General features: G+C 49.7%; 19 protein-coding genes. 12 read left to right on the top strand and 7 right to left on the bottom strand.

Features of this window, described 5'->3' with window-relative positions; all coding sequences use genetic code 11:
• Positions 1-31: 31 nt before the first annotated feature.
• From rsmB to def, 3 genes are all read right to left on the bottom strand, one after another.
• Positions 32-1,360: a 16S rRNA (cytosine(967)-C(5))-methyltransferase RsmB gene (gene rsmB / locus F566_RS0121885; protein WP_020409174.1), complete on the bottom strand. Its 1,329-nt coding sequence runs from the start codon at positions 1,358-1,360 to the stop codon at positions 32-34.
• Between the two features lie 5 nt (positions 1,361-1,365).
• A complete protein-coding gene (gene fmt, locus F566_RS0121890; RefSeq protein ID WP_020409175.1) occupies positions 1,366-2,328 on the bottom strand; it encodes a methionyl-tRNA formyltransferase in 963 nt (320 codons plus the stop codon).
• 89 nt (positions 2,329-2,417) lie between these two features.
• Positions 2,418-2,924, bottom strand: coding sequence for a peptide deformylase (gene def / locus F566_RS0121895; RefSeq protein ID WP_020409176.1), 507 nt, complete (start codon positions 2,922-2,924; stop codon positions 2,418-2,420).
• A 153-nt stretch (positions 2,925-3,077) separates the two neighbouring features.
• Here def and F566_RS0121900 point away from each other — a divergent pair, with 153 nt between their 5' ends.
• The 8 genes from F566_RS0121900 to F566_RS0121935 all read left to right on the top strand — a co-directional run bounded on the left by F566_RS0121900 (position 3,078) and on the right by F566_RS0121935 (position 10,065).
• Positions 3,078-4,106 (top strand): LysM peptidoglycan-binding domain-containing protein, encoded by a 1,029-nt coding sequence (locus tag F566_RS0121900; protein WP_020409177.1) that lies wholly within the window; start codon positions 3,078-3,080, stop codon positions 4,104-4,106.
• A gap of 96 nt (positions 4,107-4,202) precedes the next feature.
• Positions 4,203-5,396: a DNA-processing protein DprA gene (gene dprA / locus F566_RS0121905; protein WP_020409178.1), complete on the top strand. Its 1,194-nt coding sequence runs from the start codon at positions 4,203-4,205 to the stop codon at positions 5,394-5,396.
• 122 nt (positions 5,397-5,518) lie between these two features.
• Positions 5,519-6,073 carry an L-threonylcarbamoyladenylate synthase type 1 TsaC gene (gene tsaC / locus F566_RS0121910; RefSeq protein WP_020409179.1) on the top strand — a complete coding sequence of 185 codons (555 nt, stop codon included), beginning with the start codon at positions 5,519-5,521 and terminating at the stop codon, positions 6,071-6,073.
• 35 nt (positions 6,074-6,108) lie between these two features.
• Positions 6,109-7,014: an oxygen-dependent coproporphyrinogen oxidase gene (gene hemF / locus F566_RS0121915; RefSeq protein WP_020409180.1), complete on the top strand. Its 906-nt coding sequence runs from the start codon at positions 6,109-6,111 to the stop codon at positions 7,012-7,014.
• 46 nt (positions 7,015-7,060) lie between these two features.
• Positions 7,061-7,873, top strand: coding sequence for a shikimate dehydrogenase (gene aroE, locus F566_RS0121920; RefSeq protein WP_020409181.1), 813 nt, complete (start codon positions 7,061-7,063; stop codon positions 7,871-7,873).
• Positions 7,874-8,005: 132 nt separating this feature from the next.
• On the top strand, positions 8,006-8,800 hold the full coding sequence (locus tag F566_RS0121925) for a motility protein A (protein ID WP_020409182.1): 795 nt from the start codon (positions 8,006-8,008) through the stop codon (positions 8,798-8,800).
• Positions 8,797-9,621, top strand: coding sequence for a flagellar motor protein MotB (locus tag F566_RS0121930; RefSeq protein ID WP_020409183.1), 825 nt, complete (start codon positions 8,797-8,799; stop codon positions 9,619-9,621). Before F566_RS0121925 ends, F566_RS0121930 begins: the two co-directional genes overlap by 4 nt.
• Before the next feature lie 135 nt (positions 9,622-9,756).
• Complete coding sequence (locus F566_RS0121935) at positions 9,757-10,065, top strand: PA4642 family protein (protein WP_020409184.1); 309 nt, start codon at positions 9,757-9,759, stop codon at positions 10,063-10,065.
• A gap of 142 nt (positions 10,066-10,207) precedes the next feature.
• On the opposite strand, the gene F566_RS0121940 is transcribed toward F566_RS0121935, so the two are convergent.
• Positions 10,208-10,654 (bottom strand): Hsp20/alpha crystallin family protein, encoded by a 447-nt coding sequence (locus tag F566_RS0121940; protein WP_020409185.1) that lies wholly within the window; start codon positions 10,652-10,654, stop codon positions 10,208-10,210.
• Positions 10,655-10,836: 182 nt separating this feature from the next.
• The gene (locus F566_RS0121945) at positions 10,837-11,385 is read right to left on the bottom strand and encodes a gamma carbonic anhydrase family protein (protein ID WP_020409186.1); all 549 of its coding nucleotides are present in this window, start codon (positions 11,383-11,385) and stop codon (positions 10,837-10,839) included.
• A gap of 172 nt (positions 11,386-11,557) precedes the next feature.
• On the opposite strand from F566_RS0121945, the gene prlC reads away from it, so the two are divergent.
• Together prlC and F566_RS0121955 are read left to right on the top strand one after the other, a co-directional pair.
• Positions 11,558-13,606: an oligopeptidase A gene (gene prlC, locus F566_RS0121950; protein ID WP_020409187.1), complete on the top strand. Its 2,049-nt coding sequence runs from the start codon at positions 11,558-11,560 to the stop codon at positions 13,604-13,606.
• Positions 13,603-13,896 (top strand): YheV family putative zinc ribbon protein, encoded by a 294-nt coding sequence (locus tag F566_RS0121955; protein ID WP_020409188.1) that lies wholly within the window; start codon positions 13,603-13,605, stop codon positions 13,894-13,896. Before prlC ends, F566_RS0121955 begins: the two co-directional genes overlap by 4 nt.
• A 15-nt stretch (positions 13,897-13,911) precedes the next feature.
• Here the strand turns inward: F566_RS0121955 and F566_RS0121960 are convergent, their stop codons facing one another.
• Positions 13,912-14,625: a hypothetical protein gene (locus tag F566_RS0121960; protein ID WP_020409189.1), complete on the bottom strand. Its 714-nt coding sequence runs from the start codon at positions 14,623-14,625 to the stop codon at positions 13,912-13,914.
• Between the two features lie 220 nt (positions 14,626-14,845).
• Complete coding sequence (locus tag F566_RS0121965) at positions 14,846-16,165, bottom strand: MATE family efflux transporter (protein WP_020409190.1); 1,320 nt, start codon at positions 16,163-16,165, stop codon at positions 14,846-14,848.
• 232 nt (positions 16,166-16,397) lie between these two features.
• Between F566_RS0121965 and coxB the strand changes: the two genes are divergently transcribed.
• Together coxB and ctaD are read left to right on the top strand one after the other, a co-directional pair.
• Positions 16,398-17,513 carry a cytochrome c oxidase subunit II gene (coxB, locus tag F566_RS0121970; protein WP_020409191.1) on the top strand — a complete coding sequence of 372 codons (1,116 nt, stop codon included), beginning with the start codon at positions 16,398-16,400 and terminating at the stop codon, positions 17,511-17,513.
• An 82-nt stretch (positions 17,514-17,595) separates the two neighbouring features.
• Positions 17,596-19,179 (top strand): cytochrome c oxidase subunit I, encoded by a 1,584-nt coding sequence (gene ctaD / locus F566_RS0121975; protein ID WP_020409192.1) that lies wholly within the window; start codon positions 17,596-17,598, stop codon positions 19,177-19,179.
• Positions 19,180-19,184 lie beyond the last annotated feature (5 nt).

A 19,184-nucleotide genomic window follows, 5' to 3' on the forward strand; every position in this document is an offset into this window, starting at 1 on the left:
ATCCTATTGAAACTGAACTTTTCCGATAGCTTCAGCCAATCGCTTTTTCAAGCAGGGAGTAAAAGAAACCATCATGCCCCCCTGCCTTGGGTAACAGCTGGATATGCCCAGTGGGCGTGTCGTGAAATCCTCGAAGTTCCAGCGGAATGTGACGGGCATTCGGGGTTTCTCTTATAAACCTTTCAATTATATGCGTATTCTCTTGAGGAAGAATAGAACAAGTGGCGTAAAGTATCTGCCCACCGGGCGCCAGAGTTTTCCAAAGCGTATTCAGTAAGCTGTACTGAATCTCGCTAAGGTGGGTAATATCCTCCCGGCGACGAAGATGCTTGATATCCGGGTGACGACGGATAACACCGGTGGCACTGCACGGTGCATCGAGCAGAATGCGGTCAAAGGGCTGCTCGTCCCACCAATCGGAAAGAGTGCCGGTATCCGCCACAATCACGTTTGCTTTCAGTCCCAGTCGGCCAAGGCTGTCATGGGTCCTTTGCTGGCGCTCTGCCTCGATATCTACGGCAACCACTTCCTTGACCTTTGGGCACTGTTCCAGAATGGCGGTGGTTTTTCCGCCTGGCGCGCTACAGGCGTCCAACACTCGCTGTCCGGGCGCCAGGTTGAGAAAAGTAGCGGCCAATTGGGCGGCTTCATCTTGCACTGAGCAGCGTCCGGGCTCAAAAAAACCAGGAAGATCTTGCACATCGCAAGGGTGCGTCAATGTCAGACCATAAGGGGCAAGTTCTGTCGTCAGGCTCTCCAGTCCATTCTCTTTGAGAAGATCGGCATACTCTTCTCGGCTTTGCTGTAGGGGATTCACCCGTAATGTCATCGGTGCCTGTTGGTTAAGGCTGTCCAGCAACTCTTCTACCTGATTCGGATAAGCCTGAGTCAGTGTTTTAACCAGCCATCCGGGAAACGCAAAGCGTGTGGTGTTTCTGAGCTCTGCCCATTCCTCTAACTCTTTCTGTTTGCGCTGAAAGTTACGCAGTACGCCATTTACCAGCTTGGTCGCCCAGTTTTTGTTGAAATCCTGACAAGCATTAACTGTCTCGTTTATGACGGCGTGAGTAGGTTTCTGCATGTAGCCGAGTTGGTACATTCCACAGATCAATAGCATATGCACGTCCCTGTCCTTGGGCTTAAGCGGCTTATCCATTAACTGGCCGAGACAGCCATTCAGTCGGATATACCAGCGCACAGCTCCATAACAGAGAGCTGTGACAAAGGCTTTCTCATTTTCAGGGATCGCCTCAAGCCAATGTTCCATTAGTGGCGTCAGCGATTTTCCGTCATCAATGACGCTTTTTAGAATACCGGCGGCGATACCCCGACTGCTGGTGGCGGTGGATGGTTGATTCACTGGTGTCAGTCTCCTGACTCTGGGGAGACTGGATTGAATCGCTCACCGGGGAGAAGTTTACTCTGGTTGCCATTAACAAAATCTGTCACTGCCATGGCCTTGGCTCCGGGAAGCTGAAGTTTGTGTATCAAAAGAATATCCTGGCCGCAGGCAACTTCAATCCCGCCTGATTGACGACTGATAATTATCCCTGGGAGATGTTCATGAGCGGCGGAGATAGCTTCTGCCTCCCAGATCTTAATTTGGTCCTTGCCACAGATTCCGCTGGTTCCGGGCCAGGGATTGAACGCCCGGATGTTACGGACAATGCTCTCAGCAGACTGCGACCAGTCAATCGCTGACTCACGTTTATGCAGTTTACTGGCGTAGGTTGCCTGGTTGCTATCCTGTAACTCTGGCGTCAGCGTATCCAATTTGTTCAGAGCGTCCACAATGGCCTCTCCTCCCATGTCTGCCAGACGGTCGTGGAGACTGCCGCCGGTGTCGGAATCCTGAATCGGAGTGCTTGTTTTCAAAAGCATGGGACCTGTGTCCAGTCCGGCTTCCATTTGCATAATGGTAATACCGGTTTCTGTGTCACCAGCCTGGATCGCTCTTTGGATGGGAGCTGCACCTCTCCATCGGGGAAGTAGCGATGCGTGAATATTAAGGCAGCCCAGTGCAGGAAGGTCCAAAACGGCCTGAGGAAGTATCAGACCATAGGCTGCGACAATCATAATATCAGCCTTGTATTCCGCCAATCTGGCAATGTCTTCTGGGTTCTTAAAGGAAAGTGGCTGTTCCACTGGAATCCCATGTTCAAGAGCCAGAGACTTGACCGGACTTGGTGTCAGCTTTTGCCCTCTGCCCGCTGGCCGGTCAGGTTGGGTGTAGACAGCGATAATATTAAATTGCTGGTTGATCAGCGCCTGTAACGCTGTCGCGGCGAATTCGGGAGTTCCGGCAAAAATGATACGGGGGGAGGTCATCTTGTTCTCAATTCCTTTGGCGCTTGCTGCCAGAAAAACAAAAACCGCCAGAGCCTGGCGGTTTTGAAGTTATCTTGGAAAATGATTTGTCAGGCACGCAACCGCTGCTGTTTTTCCAGTTTTTTACGGATTCGGGTCCGTTTGATGGGGCTGAGGTAATCAACATACAGCTTGCCATTCAAATGGTCGACCTCATGCTGAATGCAAACGGCCAACAGCCCTCTGGCTTCCAGTTCGAATGGCTTACCATTGCGGTCCAGTGCATTGATCAGAACATGCTCTATGCGGGTAACGGTTTCATAAAAGCCGGGAACAGAAAGGCAGCCTTCCTGCATTTCCTCTGGCTCACCGTCCAGGACCGTTACCTCAGGGTTAATAAAAACCAGCGGTTCGGACTTGTCTTCCGAGATGTCTATGACGATGATACGCTTGTGCACGTTCACTTGGGTAGCGGCTAAACCAATACCCGGGGCGTCGTACATGGTTTCAAACATATCGTCGATGATAGTGCGAATGTCGTCATTCACTTCCTCGACCTTTTTTGCAACTGTACGCAGCCTAGGGTCAGGAAATTCAAGAATTTGGAGCTTACTCATAATAATTTTGTGAAAAAAATTCCATTACAGATTTAGGATCGCCTGCTACTATTATCTATTAGTGTATCACTGAGTACAAATTGAACCGGTTTATGGGCATTATAGCCCAACCCCATCTCAAACTGCCCGGAAAGACTTTAAGGGAATGAGACCATGAGGAAAATGCTGTCCTTGATGTTCGGCGCCATGCTGTTGGTTAGTCAGTTGGCTTTGGCGGCCCCAGAACTTCGAAATGATCACCCAGACCGTTATACAGTGGTCAAGGGCGACACACTTTGGGATATTTCATCGAGATTTTTAAAGAATCCGTGGTACTGGCCGGAAATATGGCACGTTAACCCACAGATTGAAAACCCTCACCTGATTTTTCCAGGTGATGTTCTGGCGCTGATTTATATTGATGGTCAACCTCGTGTAACGGTTAGTGAGCGTGGGGCTGCCAGCCGTACGATCAAACTGACACCGGAAAAACGGATTACGCCTCTGGAAAGTGCCATCCCTGCGATACCACTGGAAGCGATTCAGCCGTTCCTAACCAACAACCGTGTGGTTCAGGAAGAAGATCTGCTGGAAGCTCCGTACGTTCTGCTAGGCAAGAAAGGCAATCTTATAGTTGGTGCTGGCGATCAGGTATATGCCCGTGGAGAAGCCAAAGAAGATGAGTCTTATGGGATTTATCGTCGAGGGCAAGTATACGTTGATCCTGAAACTGAAGAGTTTTTGGGAATAGAGGCTCGTTCCATTGCGCTCGGCCGGGTTACCGATGCTGTCGATGAAGTGGTGACTGTTCAGATTCGCAGAACCTCTGAGGAAATCCGTCAGGGAGATCGCCTGCTGCAGGAAGAGGATCGTGAGATAAGCTCTACTTATTACCCCAGTAATCCAGATCGTGAAATTCGTGGACGCATGATATCCGTACTGGATGGAGTAAGTCAGATCGGTCAGTATGATGTCGTTGTCATCAACAAAGGTTCGGATAACGGCCTAAAAGAAGGTAACGTTCTAGCTATATATAAGACCGGTGAGCAAGTACGCGATCCTTACACTGACGAAATCCTTCAACTACCGTCAGATCGTGCCGGTATTCTTATGGTATTCCGGGTGTTTGACATGGTCAGCTACGGGTTGATATTGCGTGCGGAACGGCCGTTGGCGATTATGGACGAGGTAAGAAACCCGTAACCTTTCTCTCTAGCCTTTTGGCCGAAAATGGGTAAGCTATAGTATCCAGTCAGGGGCGCATGAAGCGCCCCTTATTTATTTCGACAAGGATGATCGATGAAATCTACTGCCTACAATATCTGGCTGAATCTGGCCACCCTTCCCGGACTGGGAACATCACGTCTGGCAAAACTTTCCTCTGTTTTTCGTCATGACCAGGTTGATGAAAAGCAATTGGATATTATCTTATCCCGGTTTCCCGGGGAGCTGCGCCGTCAAGTAGCCAGCTTGATATTTCAAAGAGATTTTGTCAGCAGCTCTGAGGAAACGGATCAAGCTCTACAATGGGCAGAAAAGCCCGACAACCATATACTCGCATTGATTCAGCCGGAATACCCGGCGTTACTTAAGCTGCTGGATAATCCACCCCCATTGCTGTACTTGAAAGGTCAGGTGGATATGCTCTACCGCCCCCAATTGGCCATGGTGGGCTCCAGAAGCCCAAGTCCACAGGGTCTGGAAACTGCGCGTCAGTTTGCCCGATCTCTTGGAGCTGGAGGTTTTACGATCACCAGTGGACTGGCTGCCGGCATTGATGGTGCCGCCCATCTTGGAGCAATTGATACCCTTGGATCGACGATTGCCGTGATGGGCTCCGGTATTGATGTTGTATACCCAGCCAAGCATAGACACCTTGCCGAGCGCATTGTGGAAAATGGGCTCCTGGTCAGTGAATTATCGCCAACTATGCCGCCGATGGCGCAGAACTTTCCCCGTCGGAACCGGGTCATCAGCGGATTGTCTCTTGGTACGATTGTGGTGGAAGCAAGTATGCGTAGCGGTTCTCTCATTACGGCCAGAACGGCACTTGAGCAGCACCGGGAGGTCTTTGCTATACCAGGCTCAATTCATAATCCCCAGGCAAGAGGCTGTCATCACCTGATTAAACAGGGAGCTAAGCTTGTTGAAAGTACAGATGATATCTTTGAAGAATTACCTGCACTGATGTCGTTTTATCAACAACAGCAAATATCCATGACGAATAATAACTTGCCAACAAGTATGGGGACTGCCGCCTCAGGTACTACTCCTTCGTTCCCTGGACTTGATCCAAAACCTTCGATTTTACAGAGTGAAAAAGGGAACCAAAAAGATCCGGTATTGGAAGCGGTAGGGTATGACCTGACCCATACTGACCAGATTGTGGACAGAACCGGGCTTGAGGTGGCTGATGTACAAAGTCGTTTGATGTTACTGGAATTGGAAGGGGTAATCCGCAGCGACCGTGGAGGTTTTGTCAGAGTTGGGTGAAGATAGATGGGCCAGGCGTCTTGCCTTGGTGTGCTGCATCGGTTAACTTGCGCCGGAATCTGTTGGCTAAGGTATGCTCTATACCGCAGCCGGTAAACGTCAAAGTTTGAAAGGGGCAAAAGGTGTCCTTTATCCATATTGCGCAAGCCTGTCACCATGTTCATCGTGGGGGGGTGATTGCTTACCCTACTGAAGCCGTGTGGGGCCTGGGATGTGACCCCTTCAACCAAGAGGCTGTTGAACGCATTCTCAAATTGAAAAAGCGCCCCTGGCAGAAGGGATTATTGCTGGTGTCGGGAGACATGAACGACTTCCGTTCTCTGCTCTCATTGATCCCTGAAGAGCGGGCAAACGAGGTCATAAAGAGTTGGCCCGGGCCTAATACCTGGGTGCTTCCCGATCCTGGTATATACCCGGATTGGGTCAGGGGGACTCATCGCTCAATCGCGGTGCGGGTGACTGACCATCCCCTTGTCTGTGAACTAACCCGTCAACTGGGGTATCCTGTCATCTCAACATCAGCTAACCCCGCAGGCATTTCCCCGGCACGGACTCTTCTGGAAAGCCGTTGTTACTTTGGTGACGAGCTGGATTATTATCTGCCTGGTGAATTGGGCGGACTGGATCGCCCCACCACCATCAGAGATGCTCTCACGGGCCGACTGTTCAGAAGTTGAAATCTATTCGAAGCAGAGAGGAAAAACAGGATTCCATGCAGGATTACACCAGTAAAGTTGAACGATACCTGAAGGGCTTGCAGGACAGTATCTGTGAGAATCTTGCCGGCCTTGACGGTAAAGCGGGCTTTGAGGAAGACAGCTGGATCAGAGATCAGGGGGGTGGCGGAAGATCTCGGGTTCTTTCGAATGGGAAAGTGTTTGAAAAAGCCGGTGTGAACTTTTCGCATGTATTCGGTGACCAACTGCCTCCTTCCGCCACTGCTGCCCGCCCAGAATTGGCTGGACGCGGATTTCAAGCGATGGGCGTCTCTCTGGTCATTCATCCTCATAATCCATATGTTCCGACATCTCATGCCAATGTTCGGTTTTTTATCGCAGAGAAGGAGGGTGAAAACCCTGTATGGTGGTTTGGAGGAGGATACGATCTGACTCCTTATTATGGTTTTGAAGAAGACTGTCGGCATTGGCACAGGACAGCAAAGGAAGCCTGTGACCCGTTCGGTCCCGATGTTTATTCTGAATACAAAGCTTGGTGCGACAGATACTTCTATTTAAAGCACCGGAATGAACCCAGAGGTGTGGGTGGACTGTTTTTTGACGATCTCAATGAATGGGGATTTGATCAGTCATTTTCTTTTCTTCAGTCCGTAGGAGACAGCTACGTGCCTGCCTATGCTCCGATTGTGGAAAAACGAAAAGACACTCCGTATGACGAAAGAGAGCGTCAGTTCCAGCTTTATCGGCGTGGGCGTTATGTCGAATTCAATCTGGTATATGATCGCGGTACATTATTTGGTCTGCAGTCAGGAGGCCGGACAGAATCTATTCTGATGTCATTGCCGCCCCTGGTACGCTGGGAATATAACTGGACTCCCGAGCCGGACTCTGATGAAGCCCGTTTGACGGACTATTATCTGCAACCCCGTGACTGGGCGTAAAGCGGCCAGCCTGTTCAAGAATTGACGTTTCAGAAGGTCCTATATCATGGATATCTATGCTGTTGTAGGAAATCCGGTGGCCCATAGTAAGTCCCCGAAAATTCACAATCTGTTTGCCAGTCAGACTGGACAAGGTCTTGAATACACGGCGATACAGGCTCCACTGGATGGGTTTGGCAATACGGTCAACAACTTCTTTGGCAACGGCGGAAGAGGTCTGAATGTCACGGTGCCCTTCAAGGAAGAGGCCTGGAAACTGGCAGAAGAACGAACCGCAAGGGCTGAACTAGCCGGTGCCGTGAATACGATGTATCGAAAAAATGGAATTTTATACGGTGATAACACCGACGGTGCGGGATTGGTTCGGGATCTGACAGTAAATAATGGCCTTGATCTGAAGGGTAAACGGATACTGATTCTTGGGGCAGGAGGAGCGGTCCGTGGGGTACTGATGCCAATGCTTGAACAGGGGCCGGAGTCTGTCACCCTGGCTAATCGGACCGTCTCAAAGGCTCAGGCGCTGGTTGAATTGTTTGCCTCTTATGGGCAACTTGAAGCTTCCGGGTTTGGGGAGTTAACGACCTCTTTCGATCTTATTATCAATGGGACCTCTGCCAGTCTGGCTGGAGACCTTCCGCCGATATCCCCTCAAGTTATCGGCAAAAATACCGTTACCTATGACATGATGTATGGAAATGAGGCTACAGTATTTAACGCCTGGGCTGCCCAACACGGTGCTGTGCTCTGCATAGACGGCTTGGGAATGTTGGTAGAACAGGCCGCAGAGGCTTTTACCGTCTGGCGCGGCATAAGGCCGAAAACCGGTGCAGTGCTTGAGGCTTTGCGCGCTGGTGACTAGTCCGGCTATCTATTCGGTTCATCTCTGCTCGGTTTAATACCCTCTATTGTCTATGCTTAACAAGCTGCTGTAGAAAAACGAACTGAAAAACTGGCAGCTATTTCTAATGTCCTATCCGTATGGGGTTTGGTGATGGATATATTGACCTTGATCGGTCTGGTGACTGGAATCAGTGTGGTTCTGGGAGCCATTGCGTCCGGCTCAAGCTTGTTGGATTTCTTTAACCTGCCCGGCCTGATGATTGTTGTCTTTGGCACTCTGGCGGTGACTCTAGTCAAATTTCGCTGGAAAAACCTGGCAAGTAGCTTCCGTCTTGCCTTTGCTACCGTGTTCACCGATAAGCTCGACGATCCTTTCGCCCTGTACATTGAACTCAGAAAAGTAGCTGATGTTATTCGTAAACAGGGCCTTCTGGGTTTGGATGATCTGGAAATCGAGCATGATTTCCTACGTAAGGCGGTGATGTTCAGCGCTGACGGTCATCAAATGGAATTTGTGGAAGAAGTGCTCTTGGAGGACACTCAACAGGAAATTGACCGACTACAGAAGGCGGAAAAAGTTTTTCGAGGTATTGGTGAGGCCGCACCAGCACTTGGCATGTTAGGGACACTGGTAGGGCTGGTGCAGATGCTGAACAACATGCAGGAGCCCTCCAGTATTGGACCGGCCATGGCGATTGCCTTGCTGACAACTTTTTATGGGGCCTTTATCGCACAACTGATTGCCTTGCCCCTGGCCGATAAACTGCTGCAGAAAACCCAGGATGAAATCCGTAACCGGATGATTGTGACCAACAGTATTCTCAGTATGTTGCGGGGACAGAATCCGCGAGTTCTCAAGGATATTGTTTCTTCATACATTCCAGGTCTGATGGAAATGCCTGAACCTTCCAGTAACGCGGCCTTTACGGCGACCCGAGAAGAATGAAAAGAACCCGCAAAAGTCGAGGATTGATTCCTGGAACTTCTGGGGCGCCTTCCTGGATCGTCACTTTCGCTGACCTGATGACACTGTTGTTGACGTTTTTTATTCTGCTGCTTAGTTTCTCCAACCTGGATGCGGAAAAATATCGGGCTATTGCCTATTCAATGAGTAAGGCCTTTGGTGTTCCCTGGGCGCCTGGTTCGCAGATCGACCCGGATCTGCCACCCGTGATTGTGGTGGACCCGGAAGGCACTTCTACCAGTGACGGGCCTCTGGCCAATCAGAACCTTCCCCCAGTACCGCCTGCCCTACCCCCATCGCTGGAAACCAGTTCCGAGATAATGGCCCGGGCCGCACTGGCGGAAAACGACGCACTGGCAACCAAGCTGATCGGTCGATTGGAACAGCAACTTGCGGATGATGAGGTGGACATACGTTTTGATGATAAAGGCGTTGTATTGACCTTCACTGAAAGAGCCTCTTTCGAATCCGGCAGCGCTGATTTGAAACAGTATATGCGTCCGGTGTTGATCAAGGTGGTTGATGAGCTGGCAAATTGTGAGGGGGATATTATTGTCACGGGCCACACAGATGACAGACCTATAGACTCCGCACGCTTTCGCTCAAATTGGGACCTGTCGGCTGCGAGGGCTGTTAGCGTGGTTCATCAATTGGTTCTCGACGGGCGACTGGATGCTTCCCGTGTCGAAGCGGTGGGGATGGCTGAAACACGGCCTTTGCTGGACAATGACACTGAAGGGAACCGAACCCGGAATCGTCGGGTTGAGATTGTGATTGAAAATGCCAAGTGCAATTTCCAGTAATAAAGGTTGGTTTGGTGTAAACCGTTGCCGGAAGGCGCTAAACTATGCGCCCGGTGGGATCAGAGAGCTCCCCATACCTTTTTTCATTTGATCCCAGTACCCATTTTTCAAATGAATCGTTAAACAGGTGAAGTTATGAGTGGTCCGTCACAACCGAAGGTGATTGGTGAAGATTGGAGTGATGACAGAGTTAAAGGTTTCCTGGATCTTAAACCATACGACAACCGTGATCCCGACTATCACGTTCTGCGTGAATCCTATGAATACATGCTCGCCGGAGATTATGCCCGTCTGGTGAAGTTTTTTGTGGATGCTGGCCGGAATATCAATGCATTGGGACCCGATGGTCAGACAATGCTGGATCGCGTTAGTGAGCATGCCAAAGGCCAGGAGTATGCGGTTCTACTCAAAGAGGCTGGTGCCAAGTCTGCTTCTGAACTCTGAACTCTGAGCGGTGTTGGAATTGGAGACTATGTGCCCTGATTCGGTGACGCACAGTCTCCATTAGTCCCACCTAACCCAACACTGATACCCTCTTGCTGCTTTACCTTTTACTACTTTGCCTTATCGGTCTGGTCAGTACTGGTTAGTGCAGATTAATCTCAATGGTTTTGGGTTGAGCTTTTTCCACCTTGTTCAGTTTCAGGGTCAGTAGTCCATCCTTGTATTCCGCCTGAATATTGTTTTCATCAACATTATCCGGCAGTTGGAAAGAGCGGGCGAAACTGCCATAGAAGCGCTCTATCCGGTGATGTTTCTTGTCTTGCTCCTCTTTCTCCAAATGGCGTTCACCCTGGATGCTCAGGATATTGTCCTCAACGGAGACTTTGACATCCTCTTTGTTTACCCCAGGCAATTCAGCCTTGATCAGGTAGTCAGTCTTGGTTTCAGTGACATCAACAGCCGGAGCCCAGTCCGCTTTGCGCATCAGTTCACTGCTTTCTCCATTACGGGTACCGGGCTGCACGGACCGGTTATAGCGATCCAGAATATCTTCAAATTCACGGAACGGATTCCAACGTGTAATAGTCATAAAAATTTCCTCCAAATGATCGGATAAACGATTGAAAAAACAACTATTTAAACTACATCCAGGGGTGACGTCTCATCCCGCTACGCTGCGTTGTAGAATATAAATAGTTCCCGTTTCGGAGGATTTCAAGGGGGACCAAATTCAAGTCAGAAAATATTTTGATCCAGATCAACGGCGTCTGATCAATCTATGGGCCTACCCCATTCTGACAGGTGCTGGTCCTTAAGTTTGACGTAGTTCGCGGCGGTGTAGGTGAAGTAGTTCATTTCTTTTTCCGTTAAAGGACGCGCCTGGCGGGCTGGACTTCCCACATAGAGGTAGCCGCTTTTCAAAACCTTTCCCGGAGGAACCAGGCAACCTGCTGCAATGATCACATTATCTTCTACCACAGCTCCGTCCATAATGGTGGCCCCCATTCCAACCAGTACACGATTTCCAACCGTGCAACCGTGTAGTAATGCCTTGTGCCCAATGGTGACATCATCGCCGATATGCAGAGGATAACCTTCAGGATTGTAGGGGCCGGCGTGTGTGATGTGCAGAACTGATCCGTCCTGTACGCTAGTCCGGGAGCCTATCCTGATTCGGTGCATGTCGCCGCGGATAACTGTCATCGGCCACACTGATACATCATCCCCCAACTCCACGTCGCCGATCACGACTGCTGTGGGATCAATCATGACGCGTTGGCCTGATTTCGGATGGTGGCCTTGAAATGGGCGGACAGACATAAGACAGCTCCGATTGGAATGGGTTTCAGATTAGCAGATTAAACTGGGTGCTATTTTAGCATCCGCGATCTGACTTGGTGCGATGAAAGTGCTTACTATTGGAGTCTCTCTTGAAAATCATTATCGTTAACCCAACATAACAAAGTTCACGTAATTGATCAGGATATGGCTGATGACAGATCCAGTGCTAGCAGACCCCCAACTCCCTGCCTTTTCTTCGATAACTCCGGAACAGATTAAACCGAAACTGGTTGAGCTGTTGGACAATAACCGCCAGCTCATAGAGAAATTGGTGGAAAATCCGGAAGCGAGTTGGAATTCTCTGGCGCAACCCATGGATGATATGTCTGATCAACTCAACCAGATGTGGTCTCCAGTCAGTCACCTGAATAGTGTGCTCAATAGTGAGGCCCTACGGGAGGCCTATAATGCCTGTATTCCGGAGATATCCCAGTACAGTACCGAAATTGGGCAGAATAAAGGGCTTTATGAGGCTTATGCGAAAATAAAAAACTCCGATGAGTTTCAAAAACTGAACGAGGCCCAGCAAAAGTCCATCACCAATATTCTGCGGGATTTCCATCTAGCGGGGGTTGATCTTCCTGAAGAAAAAAAGTCGAAATATAAAGAGATTTCGCAGAAGTTGGCCGAACTTAGTAGCAAATTTAGTGATAATGTTCTAGATGCCACACAAGCATGGAGTAAGCATCTGGATTCTGAAAGCGCACTTAGGGGGCTTCCAAAATCCGCCTTGGCGGGTGCCAGACAAGCGGCTAAAAGCCGTAATCTGGAAGGATATGTGCTGACACTGGATTTCCCGAGCTACTACGCTGTCCTGACCTACGCAGAGGACCGTGAACTGCGTCGGGAGATGTATGAAGCCTATAACACCCGGGCCTCGGATCAGGGACCTCATGCCGGGCGCTTTGATAATTCCAGAATCATGCAGGATATTTTAAAGCTGCGGCAGGAGAAGGCGAAACTGCTGGGTTTTGAGACTTATGCGCATTATTCCATGGCTACTAAAATGGCTAAATCCCCACAGGAAGTCCTGGATTTTCTGAATGATCTTGCGGAAAAGTCCATTGCCCACGCGCGTCGTGAGTTTGAAGAGCTTGAATCATTCGCCAGGGAGCAGGGCCATGATAACGTTGAAGCCTGGGATGTCAGTTTCTATGCAGAGAAACTGAAACAAGAGCGTTACGCCATATCAGAGGAAGAACTGAAACCCTATTTCCCTGCTGCCAAAGTGATCAACGGTATGTTTACTGTTGTTGAGCGCCTGTTTGGTGTGACCTTTGAAGCAGTGGAAGGTTTTGAAACCTACCATCCTGATGTACGTTACTTCAAGGTGATAGAAAACGGGCGGGAAATCGCCAGTATCTATATGGATCTTTATGCCCGGGAGAATAAACGTGGTGGCGCCTGGATGGCAGATTATGCAGTACGGCGTCGGTTGGATAATGGCAATATCCAGAAGCCTGTTGCGTTTATCACCTGTAATTTTGCTCCAGCTACGGATGATCATCCAGCTCTGTTGACCCACAATGAAGTGACCACGTTATTCCATGAATTTGGTCATGCCCTTCACCATATGCTGACTCAAGTCGATAGTTATGAAGTGTCCGGCATTAATGGCGTGGCCTGGGATGCGGTTGAGCTGCCCAGTCAGTTTCTGGAAAACTGGTGTTGGGAGGAGGAGGCTCTGGCAATGATTTCAGGGCATTACGAAACAGGAGAACCTCTCCCTAAAGACTTATTGGATAAAATGCTGGCAGCAAAAAACTTTCAGTCTGCGATGATGATGGTACGGCAACTGGAATTCGCGCTGTTCGATTTTCGCCTGCATCACGAATATACCGGAGAAGAAAACTTCGACGTTCTTGGTCTGATGAATGAAGTCAGAGAAAAGGTGGCGGTTATTAAAACCCCCGCCTTTAATCGCTTCCCTAACAGCATCAGCCATATATTTGCTGGCGGCTATGCTGCGGGTTATTACAGTTACAAATGGGCGGAAGTGTTGGCAGCCGATGCTTTTTCCAAGTTCGAGGAAAACGGCGTATTTGATGAGAGAACTGGACGTGAATTCCTGCACTGTATTCTGGAAAAAGGTGGCAGTCAGGAGCCTATGGAGTTGTTCGTGGCATTTCGTGGGCGTCCTCCGGAGGTGGACCCATTATTACGGCATAGCGGCATTCTTCCGGAGGCATCATCCAAGTGAGTGTGGTCAAACGCTTTATTGCCGGTGCTGTGTGTCCCCGTTGCGGGGCCATGGACCGTATCGTGTCATATGTTGACGAACATGCGCGGCAGATACGTGAATGCGTGGATTGCGGTTTTCACGAGAAGTTGCGTGATGCGGACACTCAGCTGCCTGGTGGACCTGAGGAACCAGAAACCCGTGTGACCCGGAAAAAGCCGGTCGCAGAGGTGAAGGCTCAGCCAATCAAATTTTTCCCCCGGATGCCGGGCAAATCCAAAAACGAGGATGAATCCGGTAACAAACCATAACAACCCATGGATATCTCAGGCCCCTTGCATAAAATTCAGATCGATACCATGGTTTTCCAGTAAGTGAGTCCAGGCGTCATTTACGGGTTGCCAGCGTGCGTCATTGGTCAGTTCCAGGTATTTGGTCAAATCCAGATGATAGTAGTCAGGCATGCTGACTAACTGCCTTAGAGTCACCTGTATTGCCTGATCAATTTCATTGGCAAAGGGTTCTCCAATCAGGTGGTGAGCCAGCAGATTTGCCTGAGTTGCCTGCAGCTCACATATGGGGCTGTTGCGCAGACTGTGATTGTTTTCGTACAACTCTTCAATCAGCCGATGAGCCTGATAGGCACGGATCAATAATCCATCCAGACCTGTGTGTCGTAACACTAGTACAGATGGATGTACAAAATAATTGATGGATAAGGCGATAAACGGCTGAAACAGTTTTATGGTTCGGCTTGACGCAGCACAATCAGCGACGCACTCAATAATACGAGGCGCCAGTTCGATATAGTGAACGACAAACTGTCCGAGATCGGCAACCGGTTCTGGCCCATTTAGCGTAATTACGCGATGTAGGGACTCAAGTTGATTTACCAGCCAGTTGGCGTAGTGGTTCGTCTTGAGTTCTGTTCCTTTGGCCTGGTTGATGATCCCGTATACTGCTTCTAGGCTCATCCGATGTCCATTTTCCATAGTGGCTGCTGACGTGTTGTCAGACGGCCAGCCCATTGGGTTAAGCATAAGATATATCCGTTCTCTGCTGTATTAAATTTATTCAAAGGCACTCAACTTCTCTCCTCGCGCCGGGTTGCTGGACAATGCCACCGACCCATTGCTGGACTCAATGTTGGGCGCCAGATGCAATCTCAACAGACCCTCGTGCCCGGTATTGACTGTTCAATCTGAGTCTTTGTTTACTTAATTTCTTCAGTGTAGACAACGCTGGGATAACCTGCGTAATTCAATTTGTGTTTAACCAGCGTTGATGCTGGGTTATGTGACGGTAGTAGCACCATTGAATCAGGCCTCTGCTGCCCAGAAAGATCGTCATGGATAGCCAAAGTCCATGATTATTCAGGGATTGGGTCAACCACCAGCAGGGCAGGAAGACACCCAGGACCGATAGCAGAATCGTATTGCGCATTTCCCTTGCCTTGGTCGCACCGACGAATACGCCGTCAAACAGATATCCCCATACACCGACCAGTGGGAGCACAATCATCCAAATGATGTAAGTAAGTGCTTGCTGTCTTACAGAGGGTATGTCTGTAAGTAAAGTTATAATCCATTCTCCGAGTAGCCAAAAGCTTATAGAGACCGCCATAGCGGTAAGAAGTGACCAGAAACCGCTGATTCTTACGGCCTCGTGGAAGTGGTCCAGGTTTGATTTGCCGATTGCTTCACCACATAGGGCCTCTGCTCCGTTGGCAAAACCATCCAGGGCGTTGGAGGTCAACATCAAAAAGGTTAGCAATACTGCATTGGCTGCCAACACATCTGCACCCATCTGGGCCCCCTGGGCGACAAAGAATGCGAAAGAAAAAAGTAGCAGAATGGTGCGTATAAACAGATCTGAATTGAATTTCAATAGCTGAATAAAGGGGTCAATTTGCCAGAATTCGCGATTGGTCAGAGTGTTGGTGATGATCGGCATTTTGCCCCGACAGCACAGGATGATGCCGATAATCGCTGAATAATATTCGGCTACCGTGGTGGCAAGAGCCACACCGTCAGCCCTCATACCGAATCCAACGACGAGAAGCAGATCCAGTATGATATTCACAATGTTCGTGCTGACGGCCAGAAATAATGCCGAACGGGTTCGCTGGCAGCCGATTAGCCAGCCCGTGATGGTGTACTGGATCAAAATGGCAGGGGCACTGAATATGCGTATCTGCGCGTACATTTCGGCTTGAGACCAAAGTTCACTGGAAGTCTGCATGAGTTTCAGACCCAGCGGCAAAATCCAGAACTGATTGGCAAACAACAGAAAACCAATGCCGAGCGCTATGATGCAAGCCTGTGCAAGGCCGCGATATAGTTTTTTTTCATCATCCGCGCCCCAGGCTTGTGCACTCAATCCCGTTGTCCCCATCCGCAGAAATCCGAATGCCCAGAAAATAAACGTAAACAGGTTCGCCCCGAGGGCAACGGCTCCGAGATAGACCGGTGATTCCAGATGGCCGAGCACAGCGGTATCCACCAAACCCAGCAAAGGCACGGTGATATTGCTAAGAATCAAGGGCCACGCAAGTGACCATAATCGAAGATGTAAGGACATTTAATTCCGTGAAAAGCCAGAAAAGACGCTGTGATTATGACAGGGCTGCGACATTTTTGTGCATGAAATCAATCTACTAGACATTTCATTTTGACACGAATTGAACATTTGCCAGCCAGCTTAAAAAATGTCTATACTGAGCCTGCACCTTGCATTCGACTTCCTACATAGCAGTTCGAATTGGGAAGTGTCTGGCAGTAACAATAACAAATAACACTGTGGAGACACCTATATGTTGTCAAGAAGACGCTTGATAGCGTTGGCTTTGCCATGTCTTGCTGTGACTGAATTCGCCCATGCCGATTGGCAGGTCAATATGACCAGGGGGGTGACTGATGTCAGTGAGTCTGTGTTCAACCTCCACATGACAATTTTCTGGATCTGCGTGATCATAGGGATCGTGGTTTTCGGAGTCATGTTCTGGTCAATATTTGCTCACCGGAAGAGTAAGGGGGCCAAGCCTGCGCAGTTTCATGAAAGCACCACCGTTGAAATCATCTGGACGATCATACCTTTCGTTATTTTGATTGGTATGGCCATTCCTGCTACCGGTACATTGATTCAAATGTACGATACCAGTGATTCTGAGTTGGATATCAAGATCACCGGATATCAGTGGAAATGGAAATACGACTACCTGCAGGAAGACTTCGGGTTCTTCAGCAACCTGTCCACCCCTCAGGATCAAATCTACAACCGTGACGATAAAGGCGAAAACTACCTGCTTGAGGTGGATGAGCCTGTCGTTATTCCCGTCAATAAAAAAGTTCGCTTCCTGGTAACAGCCAATGATGTTATCCACTCCTGGTGGGTTCCGGATCTGGCGGTCAAAAGGGATGCGATTCCGGGTTTCATCAACGAAGCCTGGGCAATCGTTAAAGAGCCTGGTATCTACCGCGGACAATGTGCCGAACTCTGTGGCAAAGATCACGGTTTTATGCCCATTGTGGTAAAAGCTGTGTCTGATGAAGAGTATCAGGAGTGGGTGTTGGCCAAGCAGGAATTGGCCCGCCAGGAATACGAGTTGAAAAACAAGCAATGGAGCTTGGAGGAACTCGTAGAACGTGGCGAACAGGTTTACAACAAAAGTTGTGCCGCCTGTCACCAGGCATCCGGCGAGGGACTACCTCCGGCCTTCCCAGCACTTAAAGACAGTGCAGTGGCTCTAGGGCCGATAGAAAATCATATCGATGTTGTTGTGAATGGTGTTTCGGGGACCGCGATGCAGGCGTTTGGTCCGCAGCTGAGTGAAGTGGATCTGGCTGCCGTGATCACCTATGAACGTAATGCCTGGGGTAATAACAAGGGTGACATGGTGTCACCACAGGAAATTGCCCAGAGCAAGTAAAAGGATTTGATTAGCGCCTGTGGCTCAATTAAAGCCAAAGCCTCTCAAACACGATAACAACAGACATTAGAGGAGAGTGACCATGAGTGCGGTAGTTGGCGAACATCACGACGACCATCATCACGGTCCGGCCAAAGGGCTGACTCGTTGGATATATACCACCAACCACAAAGATATCGGCTCCATGTATTTGTGGTTCAGTTTTATTATGTTCCTGATCGGCGGCACCATGGCGCTGGTCATCCGGGCGGAGCTGTTCGAGCCGGGGATGCAGATTGTTGATCCGGGGTTCTTCAACCAGATGACGACCATGCATGGTCTCATCATGGTATTTGGTGCGGTCATGCCCGCATTTGTGGGATTGGCCAACTGGCTGATCCCCATGATGGTAGGAGCGCCGGACATGGCGCTGCCGCGGATGAATAACTGGAGTTTCTGGATTCTTCCGTTTGCCTTCGCGCTCCTGTTGTCTTCTTTGTTCATGGAAGGTGGAGCGCCCAACTTTGGCTGGACTTTCTATGCTCCTCTCTCCACCACCTATGCGCCACCAAGCGTTACTTACTTCATTTTCGGTGTGCATATGATGGGGGTATCCTCGATTATGGGGGCTATCAACGTAATCGCGACCATTCTAAACCTGCGGGCGCCGGGCATGACACTGATGAAAATGCCCCTGTTCGTCTGGACCTGGCTGATTACAGCGTTTCTGTTGATTGCGGTTATGCCAGTACTCGCTGGGGTAGTCACCATGATGTTGATGGATATTCACTTCGATACCAGCTTCTTCTCGGCTGCTGGTGGCGGTGACCCGGTCCTGTTCCAGCATGTGTTCTGGTTTTTCGGACATCCAGAGGTCTATATCATGATTCTGCCGGCTTTTGGTGTGGCTTCGCAGATTATTCCAACCTTCTCCCGCAAGAGACTGTTTGGTTATCCGTCAATGGTATATGCCACAGCGTCAATCGCGATTCTGTCCTTTGTGGTCTGGGCTCACCATATGTTTACGGTAGGATTGCCGTTGGCCGGGGAGCTGTTTTTCATGTACGCCACCATGTTGATTGCCGTCCCCACCGGGGTGAAGGTATTTAACTGGGTGTCGACGATGTTTCGTGGTTCGTTGACCTTTGAAACCCCCATGCTGTTTGCCATTGCATTTGTGATTCTGTTCACCATTGGCGGATTCTCCGGACTCATGCTGGCGATCGCACCGGTGGACTTCCAGTATCACGATACTTATTTCGTGGTGGCTCATTTCCATTATGTTCTGGTGCCAGGCGCTATCTTCTCGATCTTTGCCGCTGCCTATTACTGGCTGCCCAAGTGGACTGGTCACATGTATGACGAAGCACTGGGCAAGGCTCACTTCTGGCTGTCCTTTATCGGCCTGAATCTGACCTTCTTCCCAATGCATTTTGTCGGTCTGGCGGGAATGCCACGCAGGATTCCTGACTATGCGATGCAGTTTGCCGATTTCAACATGGTATCCAGTATGGGGGCGTTCCTGTTCGGGACAACCCAGTTACTGTTCCTGTTTATCGTGCTGAAATGTATTCGTGGCGGTAAAAAAGCGACTGCCCAGGTCTGGGAAGGTGCTGATGGGCTGGAATGGACCCTGCCCTCACCTGCGCCATACCATAGCTTTAGCGAACCACCTCAGGTGAAGTAGCAAGC

The sequence above is a fragment of the Hahella ganghwensis DSM 17046 genome, assembly GCF_000376785.1.
Classification (GTDB): Bacteria; Pseudomonadota; Gammaproteobacteria; order Pseudomonadales; family Oleiphilaceae; genus Hahella; species Hahella ganghwensis.

Coding starts and splice junctions, on each gene's coding strand:
- fmt (WP_020409175.1), bottom strand. CDS start 2,328: ATGACCTCCCCCCGTATCATTTTTGCCGGAACTCCCGAATTCGCCGCG.
- prlC (WP_020409187.1), top strand. CDS start 11,558: ATGACAGATCCAGTGCTAGCAGACCCCCAACTCCCTGCCTTTTCTTCG.
- F566_RS0121900 (WP_020409177.1), top strand. CDS start 3,078: ATGAGGAAAATGCTGTCCTTGATGTTCGGCGCCATGCTGTTGGTTAGT.
- aroE (WP_020409181.1), top strand. CDS start 7,061: ATGGATATCTATGCTGTTGTAGGAAATCCGGTGGCCCATAGTAAGTCC.
- dprA (WP_020409178.1), top strand. CDS start 4,203: ATGAAATCTACTGCCTACAATATCTGGCTGAATCTGGCCACCCTTCCC.
- F566_RS0121930 (WP_020409183.1), top strand. CDS start 8,797: ATGAAAAGAACCCGCAAAAGTCGAGGATTGATTCCTGGAACTTCTGGG.
- hemF (WP_020409180.1), top strand. CDS start 6,109: ATGCAGGATTACACCAGTAAAGTTGAACGATACCTGAAGGGCTTGCAG.
- def (WP_020409176.1), bottom strand. CDS start 2,924: ATGAGTAAGCTCCAAATTCTTGAATTTCCTGACCCTAGGCTGCGTACA.
- F566_RS0121935 (WP_020409184.1), top strand. CDS start 9,757: ATGAGTGGTCCGTCACAACCGAAGGTGATTGGTGAAGATTGGAGTGAT.
- F566_RS0121945 (WP_020409186.1), bottom strand. CDS start 11,385: ATGTCTGTCCGCCCATTTCAAGGCCACCATCCGAAATCAGGCCAACGC.
- ctaD (WP_020409192.1), top strand. CDS start 17,596: ATGAGTGCGGTAGTTGGCGAACATCACGACGACCATCATCACGGTCCG.
- coxB (WP_020409191.1), top strand. CDS start 16,398: ATGTTGTCAAGAAGACGCTTGATAGCGTTGGCTTTGCCATGTCTTGCT.
- F566_RS0121960 (WP_020409189.1), bottom strand. CDS start 14,625: ATGCTTAACCCAATGGGCTGGCCGTCTGACAACACGTCAGCAGCCACT.
- F566_RS0121965 (WP_020409190.1), bottom strand. CDS start 16,165: ATGTCCTTACATCTTCGATTATGGTCACTTGCGTGGCCCTTGATTCTT.
- F566_RS0121925 (WP_020409182.1), top strand. CDS start 8,006: ATGGATATATTGACCTTGATCGGTCTGGTGACTGGAATCAGTGTGGTT.
- F566_RS0121940 (WP_020409185.1), bottom strand. CDS start 10,654: ATGACTATTACACGTTGGAATCCGTTCCGTGAATTTGAAGATATTCTG.